The sequence below is a fragment of the Kaistia granuli DSM 23481 genome, assembly GCF_000380505.1.
Classification (GTDB): domain Bacteria; phylum Pseudomonadota; class Alphaproteobacteria; order Rhizobiales; family Kaistiaceae; genus Kaistia; species Kaistia granuli.
Genome location: NZ_AQYH01000017.1, coordinates 91235 through 98119 on the forward strand (window position 1 = coordinate 91235; position 6885 = coordinate 98119).

Consider the following 6885-nt stretch of genomic DNA (forward strand, 5'->3'; position numbering starts at 1 on the left):
GCATGCTCGCTGGTTGTGCATCCCGCCTCTTGCCGACGGGCGGTGGTGGCGCGAGCGGCCGTGTATGGTAAATGTTAAGGATAGTCTCATAGAGACAGGAGCGTGATTGGCCGATGTAGCGTTCCGGCGATGTGTATGGGTGTTGTGCCGTTGAAAGTCCCTGTCCTCCAACCGCGCGGCATCCGCACTCGGCGCCGGTTCCGTCAGACCGTCGCATCGGCGATGGTCATCGTGATGGCGGGCTCGACGGCCACCTATGCACAGGATGGCGGTTTCCTCAGCGGCTTTCGCTCGCTCTTCGGCAAGGAAAAGGTCGAACCAGTCGCCGACGCGGTTCCCTATAAGCCGACCGTCAACGTTCCAGACGCACCGCGTTCGCTGCGCAAGGCGATCACCGCCGCCTCCACCCTGCAGTCGATGCGGAAGTCGCCGCCCTCCGGCGCCGCCGGCTTGCTGCGCCGGGCGCGCGCCGACATCGACCAGATCACCGCGGCGCTCTATTCCAACGGCTATTATGGCGGGTCCATCCGCATCACGATCGCCGGCCGGGATCTCGACGCGCCGGACATCCTGCAGGCGATCGAGGCCGCGCGGCCGGCCGGCCCCGTTCCGGTGCAGATCGACGTCACCACCGGGCCCCTGTTCCATTTCGGCAGCATCACGCTGGTCGACGAGCGCAACCGGCCCCTGCCGATGGCGCCGACCTTGCGCGAACTCGGGATCGAGCCGGGCTCCGACGCCAAGTCGACGACCATCCTCGATGCCGAGGGCAAGATCGCCGATTACTTCCGCAAGGAAGGCCACGCCTTTGCCAAGGTGGTCGACAAGGACGTCGTCGCGGACCATGCGTCGAACCTCGTCAACGTCACCTATGTCGTCAGCACGGGACCGGCGGTCGCCTTCGGCCAGGTCACCGTCGCCGGCACCGAAAAGGTGCGCCCGTCCTTCGTCGAGGAGCGGGTCCGCATCATTCCGGGCGAGATGTTCTCGCCGCAGCGTCTCGCCGATACGCGCAAGTCGCTGCTGCGCTACGAGATATTCTCCGGCGTCCGCATCCGCGAGGGCGATAAGCTGGACGCCGACGGCCGCTTGCCGGTCGAGGTCGAGGTGACCGAACGCAAGCCGCGCTATGTCGGCTTCGGCGCCAAGTATTCCTCCACCGACGGCTCGTCGATCAACGCCTTCTGGGGCCATCGCAACCTGTTCGGCGGCGCCGAGACGCTGCGCCTCGACGGCCAGGTCTCGTGGTTCGGCAGCAAGTCCAGCGCCGTGCCGGATGCCAATCCGCTCGGCTACCGCTTCGCCGCCACCTTCGGCAAGCCCGGCATCTGGACGCCGATCGACGATCTCGTCGCCCAGGCGGCGGTGCTGCGCGAGGTCACCGACGCCTATGTCCGCGAGGCGGCGACCTTCACGGCCGGCGTCCGGCGCAACTATTCCGACCAGTTCTCCGTGCAGGTCGGCCTCGATCTCGAACAGTCACATGTCCAGGACGCCACCGGCTCGCGCGACGACACCATCGTCGGCGTCCCGATCGACGTCGCCTACGACACCACCGACAACCCGCTCGATCCGTCCTCCGGCATTCGCGCCTCGGGCACTTTCGAGCCCTTCGCCTATCTCGGCCAGGCGAGCGCCGGACCGATGATGTTCAAGGGCTCGCTCTCCACCTACAAGGCACTGGACGAGGAGAAGCGCTACATCCTCGCCGGCCGCGTCTCGGCCGGCACCATCTTCGGCGCCGATCTGCTCGACGTGCCGCCGCAGCGGCGCTTCTATGTCGGCGGCGGCGGTTCGCTGCGCGGCTATGATTATCAGTCGGTCAGCCCGCGCAACGCGCAGGGCGACATCATCGGCGGCCTGAGCTACGTGACCGCCTCGGCTGAGGCGCGCATCAAGGTGACGGATACGATCGGCATCGTGCCGTTCTTCGATATCGGCGGCGCCTCAGAGGGCTCGGTTCCCGACCTCGATGACCTGCGCTATGCCGCCGGCCTCGGTCTGCGCTATTATACCGGCATCGGCCCCGTCCGGCTCGACGTCGCCATCCCGCTCGATCCCGAGCCCGACGATGCCGGCTACGGCATCTATATCAGCCTTGGACAGTCGTTCTGATGCCTCGCGCCCTCAAGATCCTGCGCTGGTTCGGCGTCGGTTTCATTGCCGTCCTGATCGCGCTCGTTGGCCTGTTCGGCTTCCTGCAGACGGGCCCCGGCCTGCGCATGCTCGCCAGCGTCGGCAGCAAGCTCGCCAGCAGCGACGGGCTGACGGTGCAGATCGAGGGTATTTCCGGCTTCGTTCCCTCCAACCTGTCGATCGCCCGCATCGACGTGGCCGACGCCACCGGCCCGTTCGCTTCGGTCGAGAACCTGCATCTCGCCTGGCATCCGCTGTCGCTCCTTTCCGGCAAGGTGGCGATTACCGATCTGTCGGCTGACCGGGTTGCGGTGTCGCGGCAGCCTGTCCTGCCGGCCGCGCCGGCCGATAGCAGCTCTTCCGGCGGCATTCCTTTCATCCGCGTCGCGCTCGACCGGCTCGACATTGCCAAGATCGACATCGGCGAGCCGGTGCTCGGCATGGCGGCCGTGCTCAACCTGCAGGCGTCGGCCCGGCTGGTCGATCCGGCCGAGGGGCTGGCGCTCGACTTCGCGGTGGTCCGCGAGGACGCGCCCGGCGAGATCAAGGGCCGCGTCCGCTATGCGCCGGGCAATGGTGCCGGCAGCGACTCGCTCTATCTCGATGTCACCGCCAGCGAACCGGCCGGCGGCCTGGTCGCCCGTCTCGCGCAGATCGAGGGGCTTCCGGCGCTCGCGCTTTCGATCAAGGGCAATGCGCCGCTCAACAATTGGGACGGCCGTATCGCGCTCGATGCCGGTAGCGCCGGCCAGCTTTCCGGCACCGCCGCCGTCAAGGAGGTCGAGACCGGCCGCCGTGTCATGCTCGATCTCGGCGGCGACATTGCCGGCCTGGTTCCCGCCTCGATCCGCCCGCTCTTCACCGACCGGACGACGCTGATCGGCTCGGCCATCGTCGAGCCCGAGGGCCGCGTCGCCATCGAAGGGCTGAACGCCACCGCGTCCGGCTTCGGCCTGGCGCTGGTAGGCAGCCTCGACACCAAGGCCAAGACCGCCGATGTCAGGCTCGACCTGGTCGGCGGCGACCCCTCGCATTTCGCCGCCTTCGCGCCTGGCGTCACCTGGGCCAACTGGCGTCTCAACGCCGCCGCCAACGGCGCTTTCGCGGCGCCGACCGTCGACGCGACGCTGACGGCAAAGGCGCTCGCCGCCTTCGGCTATGACGCGGCCGACCTCAGCATCGTCGCCAAGACGACGCCGGCCGGCAACGGCGGGCTCGATTTCACCGTCGACGGCACGGCATCCGGCCTGTCCGCCGCCGATCCCAAGGTTGCCGCCGCGCTCGGTCCGTCCGCGCGGCTGCAGGCGGCGGGTTCAGTCGGCGATGCCGGCGCCGTCCTGACCTCGGCCAAGGTGGCGCTGGAGCCGCTCGACCTCACCTTTGCCGGCACCGCCGCAGCCAAGGACGTGAAGGGCGAGCTGCGTCTCGAGCGGCTCAACCTCGCCGCGTTCTCCGGTTTTGCCGGCCGCCCGCTGACCGGCAGCGCCGTGCTCGCCGCCCGGATCGACGCCGATCCGTCGGTCCGCCGCATCGCGGTCGCTCTCGATGGCTCATCGCGGGACATCACCACCGGCATCGCTCAGGTCGACGATTTCTTCAGCGGCGAGAGCCGGATCCAGGGCTCGGTCTCGCTGGCCGAGGACGGTCGCATCGCCGTCAACGGCCTGACGCTGGCCGCCAAGGGGCTCGACGTCGCGGTCGATGGCGGCATCGAGAAATCCGCCGCCGATCTCGCCGCCCGCATCAAGCTCGCCGATCTGAAGCAGCTCGATCCGCGCGTTTCCGGCGCCGCCAATGCCGATCTGCGTTTCACCGGCGGCCTCGAGGCGCTCGGCCTCACCGGCAAGGTGTCGATCCCAGCCGGCGTCGCCATGGACCAGAAGATCGAGAACCTGGCGCTCACCGTTGACCTGACCGACTTGACCGGCCTGCCGGGAGGCACGGTCGCGCTCGACGGCAAGCTCGCCGGCAAGCCGGCCAAGGGCGGGGCAAAGCTGACCACGCTCGCCGATGGCGGTCGCCGTCTCGACAATCTCGATCTCGCCATTGGCGGGGTCAATGCCAAGGGTGCGGCGAGCCTTGCCGCCTCCGGCCTCGTCGACGGCAAGGTCACCATCGCCGCCTCCAACCTCGCCGATCTCTCGGGCCTGGTCCTGACCGAGCTCGCCGGCCGGCTCGACGCCACCATTGTGCTCGACGCGCCGAACGGCGCGCAGCGCGTCGCCGTCGACGGCTCGGCCGCCGGGCTGCGCGTTGCCGGCAACCGCGTCGACAAGGCCGACATCAACGCCCGCATCGCCGATCTGACCGGCACGCCGGTGATCGACGGCAAGGTGGTGCTCTCCGGCGTCGTCGCCGGCGGCCAGACCATCGAGAAGGCGACCGTGACGGCGAAGAGTGCCGGTACCGCCACAGACGTCACGCTGGACACCGCCTTGCTCGGCGCCAGCATCAACGCCAAGGCGCGGATTTCGCCGGCCGGCGAGGCGACCGATGTCCGCCTCGACACGCTGAAGCTTTCCCGCGCCGGCACCAATGTGACGCTCGCTTCGCCCGCGAACATTGTGATCGCCAAGGGAGGCGTCACCATCGACAAGCTGGCGCTGGTGACCGGCGACGGCCGGACCACGATCAGCGGCCGCGCCGGCGAGACGCTCGACCTCGATGTCGACCTGCGCAATCTGCCCTTGTCGCTGGCCTCGCTCGCCTCGCCGACGCTCGACATGAAGGGCACGCTGAGCGGAACCGCGCGCGTCACCGGCTCGGCCTCGGCACCAGCCGGCGACTACGACCTCCGGATCGCCAAGCTCACCAATGGCGATATCGCCAAGGCCGGCCTCGGACCGTTCGACATCACCGCCAAGGGCAAGCTCGGCGGCGGGCGCGTCGGCGTCGAGGCGACGATCAAGGCGCCCTCGGTGTCCGGCCTGACGATCAATGGCTCGGTGCCGATCGCCGGCGGCGACATGGACCTGAAGATCAAGGGCGGCATCGATCTCGCCATCGCCAACACCGCGCTCGCCACGTCCGGCGGCAATGTCCGCGGCAAGGCCGTGATCGACGCGGCTCTGGGCGGGCCGACCTCGGCTCCGCGCGCCTCGGGCACGGTGCGGATCTCGGGCGCCAGCTACAATGATTCGCTGAATGGCATCGCACTCTCCAACATCGAGGCGGTGCTGACCGGCACCGACCGCACCATCCAGGTCACGTCGTTCTCGGCGCAGACCGTCCAGGGCGGCCGCATCGTCGGCAAGGGCAATGTCGGTCTCGACCCGGCCCAGGGCTTCCCGGCCGCCATCGAAGTCACGCTGCAGAAGGCGACGCTGGTCAACAGCGACATGATGCGGCTCGTCGCCGACGGCAAGATCAACGTCCAGGGACCGGTCGCGACGCGGCCGAAGATCGTCGGCCAGATCAACGTCCGCAGCCTCGACATCAACATCGCCGACGTGCCGTCGGGCGGGCTCGACCCGCTCGCCGTCCGCCACGTCAATACCGGCAAGCAGCCGGCGGGGAAGGCCGGCATGCGGGCCCAGGCGCAGGCCCGCGCCGCCGCGACCGCCAAGAAGAAGACTCAGCCGGCGAGCCCCTTCGTGGCCGATCTCGACCTCCGCGTCTCGGCCCCGAACGGCGTGTTTGTGCGTGGCATGGGCATGGATGCCGAGTTTGGCGGCGACCTGACGCTGCGCGGCACCACCGCCGACATGGTGACGCTGGGCGGCTTCGAGTTGAGGCGCGGCCGGTTCAACGTCGTTGGCCGCCAGCTCGATTTCACCCAGGGCAAGATCACCTTCAATGGCAGCCTCGACCCGGAGCTCGACTTCAAGGCTGATACCACCGGCGGCGACGTCGTCGCCAGCATCATCATCACCGGCAATGCGTCGTCGCCGGAGGTGAGCTTCGCCTCGACGCCGACCTTGCCGCAGGACGAGGTGATCGCCCGGCTGCTGTTCGGGCGCGCGATCAGCACGCTGACGCCCGGCCAGGCGCTGCAGGTGGCACAGACGGTGGCGCAGTTCTCGGGCCGCGGGACAGGCGTGCTCGATTCGGTTCGGCGTTCGCTCGGCGTCGATTCGCTGTCGATCGGCACCGACGCTTCCGGCAAGGGCGGCCAGCTCGGCATCGGCAAGCGGCTGAACGACAAGGTCTATATCGGCGTGCAGCAGGGTACGTCGCCGGATTCGAGCAAGGTCACGGTCGATGTCGACCTGACGCGCAATATCCGCATCCAGGGCGCGGCCGGCGCCGATGGCTCCAACGAGGTCGGCATCGGCGCGCAGTGGGATTATTGACGGCGGGTTGCTCCGCCGCCGTCACCCCATCCATTCCCTCCGCCGCTTTCCCGGGCTCGATCCGGGATCCATGCAGCGGAGGTATCGGGAAGCTCGCGCTGCCAAGGCTCCAACTGAATGGGTCCCGGGTTAAGCCCGGGATTGTCTGTTTGGAATTTGCTAGATGGTTTGGGCCGGTTGCGGGTTTCGAAACGGCCATCCCGAAACCCGCGTCCATGGCCGAGACCGTCCCGGGATCGGGCGCCTGCCCGTCGTCATCTGGGTCCGGCGGTGGACCGGCTTCGCTTGCTTGTTGACTTGATGGGGCCGCGTTCCCGCGAGCCCGCAGACAATCCGAAGCCAGGACAAACCATGCCATCACCCAGCCCAGCCGTCGAGACGGTGCCGCGCATCCTCGGCATCGACGTCGCCAAGGAAACGGTCGTCCTGCACGACAGCACCTCCGGCCAAACCCTTG

At 68.6% G+C, this 6885-nt stretch carries 2 protein-coding genes; both read left to right on the forward strand.

The genetic code is table 11. From position 1 onward, the window contains the following. Positions 1 to 234: 234 nt before the first annotated feature. Positions 235 to 2115 carry an autotransporter assembly complex protein TamA gene (locus tag G342_RS0119755; RefSeq protein WP_245557309.1) on the forward strand — a complete coding sequence of 627 codons (1881 nt, stop codon included), beginning with the start codon at positions 235 to 237 and terminating at the stop codon, positions 2113 to 2115. Beyond that, the gene (locus G342_RS0119760; protein WP_018184902.1) at positions 2115 to 6428 is read left to right on the forward strand and encodes a translocation/assembly module TamB domain-containing protein; all 4314 of its coding nucleotides are present in this window, start codon (positions 2115 to 2117) and stop codon (positions 6426 to 6428) included. The genes G342_RS0119755 and G342_RS0119760 overlap by 1 nt, the downstream gene beginning before the upstream one ends. Positions 6429 to 6885 lie beyond the last annotated feature (457 nt).